General features: G+C 55.3%; 4 protein-coding genes. 3 read left to right on the plus strand and 1 reads right to left on the minus strand.

The window, feature by feature from the left end; genetic code table 11:
- Nucleotides 1–374, plus strand: a 374-nt coding sequence (locus F599_RS14560; RefSeq protein WP_019543959.1) for a DUF1492 domain-containing protein, incomplete at its 5' end; no start/stop codon positions are given.
- Between the two features lie 183 nt (nucleotides 375–557).
- Here F599_RS14560 and F599_RS0113195 read toward each other — a convergent pair.
- Nucleotides 558–830, minus strand: a complete 273-nt coding sequence (locus F599_RS0113195) for a type II toxin-antitoxin system RelB/DinJ family antitoxin (RefSeq protein WP_019543960.1) — start codon at nucleotides 828–830, stop codon at nucleotides 558–560.
- Nucleotides 831–922: 92 nt separating this feature from the next.
- On the opposite strand from F599_RS0113195, the gene F599_RS0113200 reads away from it, so the two are divergent.
- Nucleotides 923–1,306 (plus strand): HNH endonuclease, encoded by a 384-nt coding sequence (locus F599_RS0113200; protein WP_019543961.1) that lies wholly within the window; start codon nucleotides 923–925, stop codon nucleotides 1,304–1,306.
- A 138-nt stretch (nucleotides 1,307–1,444) separates the two neighbouring features.
- Nucleotides 1,445–2,008, plus strand: a complete 564-nt coding sequence (locus F599_RS0113205) for a P27 family phage terminase small subunit (RefSeq protein WP_019543962.1) — start codon at nucleotides 1,445–1,447, stop codon at nucleotides 2,006–2,008.
- Nucleotides 2,009–2,094 lie beyond the last annotated feature (86 nt).

Consider the following 2,094-nt stretch of genomic DNA (forward strand, 5'->3'; position numbering starts at 1 on the left):
GAGTAAACAGCAGACTCCGAAGACTTTCCGATCTGCGGCAGCTTGCCGGGCAGGTCACGTCCTCCCTTGGCAGGGAACCGGTCAGCGGTTCAGCGAACGTACATAAACTCGATGGAACCATCGCCAAGATTGTTGATATGGAGTGCGAGATCAACGAGGAAATCGACCGCCTGGTGGATGCGAAGCGCGAGGCCATGGCAGTCATCCGGCAGGTGAAACATCCCGACCAGCAGCTTGTCCTGGAGCTTCGTTATCTCGATTTCAAGTCGTGGCCGTCGATTGCCGAGGAGATGGGACTCAGCACGCGCTGGGTGCAGACTCTCCATGAACGCGCGCTCGCTACCGTTGAAAATATTTTTTCACAAAAGACATGATACCGCATGGAAGTGCAGACGAGTTCTCTTGCATACGATGGCGGATGTGTTAAAATGGTAGTGGTGAAAAATGAACAGAAAGCCTTCGAAGGAATTGCTGATCCCTCGAAGGCTTTTTTGATGCCATGAAAAAAGCCCCCCATACGGAAGGCGATTATTTTGCAAACAAGTCTGTATGGTGCATTATTCGTCGAGTGCCTTCTTGAGTTCGTCCATGCTATCGTAGCTGGAGACTTCAGGATCACGCGATATTTTCTTTGCCTCTTTCATGGCCGCGATGGTATTCCTGTTGTAGTGAGGCATTTCTATGCTGAAGGGAATGCCGCCGCGCAGGACGCATTGATGCAGGAAAAGATTGACCGCGCCGGACATGTCGAGCCCTAATCCGGCGAACAGCGCATTTGCCTGTTCCTTGACGTCACGGTCGATTCTGATTTGTGTTGGGACTGTTGCCATAATGAAACACCACCTTTTATTCCATTATAGATGATTTAGTTTACAACGTAAAGCGAAAAGACAAAACATGATACATCGTGGAGGTGATTTTGTTGCCGCGAAAACCGAAGAAGCCATGCCGCTACCCCGGCTGCGCCAGACTCGTAGAAGCTGATGAGAGTTACTGCCCAGAGCACAAGCGGCTGGCCGCACAGCAGTACGAGCGCTATGGACGGCCGGAAGAAAACAAGAAGCGCTACGGCTATCGCTGGCGCAAGATCCGTGCGTTGTTCCTCGCCACGCATCCGCTCTGTGAGATGTGCCGGAAGGCGGGACGGCTTACCGAAGCGACCGAGGTGCATCACATCCTGCCGCTTGCGCACGGCGGCACGCATGACGAGGACAACCTCATGGCGCTTTGTAAGACCTGCCATTCGCGCATCAGTGCGGAGTCAGGCGACCGATGGAGAAATAAGAAACGTAGAAAAGACGAGTAAACGAGAGCATGACCGGGAGGGGGCGTAAAAATCGCTGAAAACGGCAGAAAATTGACCGGAAGCGTCCCCTCACGCGCAAAAGTTTGAAATCAAACGGGGGATTAAAGGCGCACCCCTAGATGGAAGGAAGTGATGGATTTGGCCAAGGACGGGACGCAGCGCGGCGGACGCAGACCGCGCGCCGGATGCAAGCCGCAGCCGCTGGCGGAGAAGCTGCAGGAAGGCAAGAAAGCTGTGCGGATCGAGCTACCGCCCGTGACGCCGCTTGCCGGAGTCGAGCTTGACGAGCCGGAGGAGCTTATGGGCGAGGAGATGCCGAATCCAAGCGATTACCTTTCCGCGCGTCAGCGCAACGGGAAGCCGCTCGGTGCGGATGAGATTTACCGCGAGACATGGCAGTGGCTCAAGGAGCGTCGCTGTGAGCGGCTCGTGAATCCGCGCCTGCTCGAGAGCTACGCGCAGGCTTTTGCGCGCTTCATCCAGTGTGAGGAGGCTGTGAGCCAGTACGGTCTGCTCGGTAAGCATCCCACGACCGGCGGCGCGATTGCGAGCCCCTTCGTGCAGATGAGCCAGAACTTCCAGAAGCAGGCGAACAACCTCTGGTACGAGATTTTCGACATCGTGAAGCAGAACTGCACGACGAGCTTCGAGAGCTTCCCGCAGGATGACATGATGGAGCGGCTGCTCAGAGCAAGAAAATGAGAAAGCCGCCCGAAGGTGGACGGCTTTTTCAGAACATGTTGATGAACTCCGCTGCGGTTTTGATTTGCGGATGACTGAGCCCGGAT

This window comes from Selenomonas bovis DSM 23594, from assembly GCF_000381005.1.
Taxonomy (GTDB): domain Bacteria; phylum Bacillota; class Negativicutes; order Selenomonadales; family Selenomonadaceae; genus Selenomonas_C; species Selenomonas_C bovis.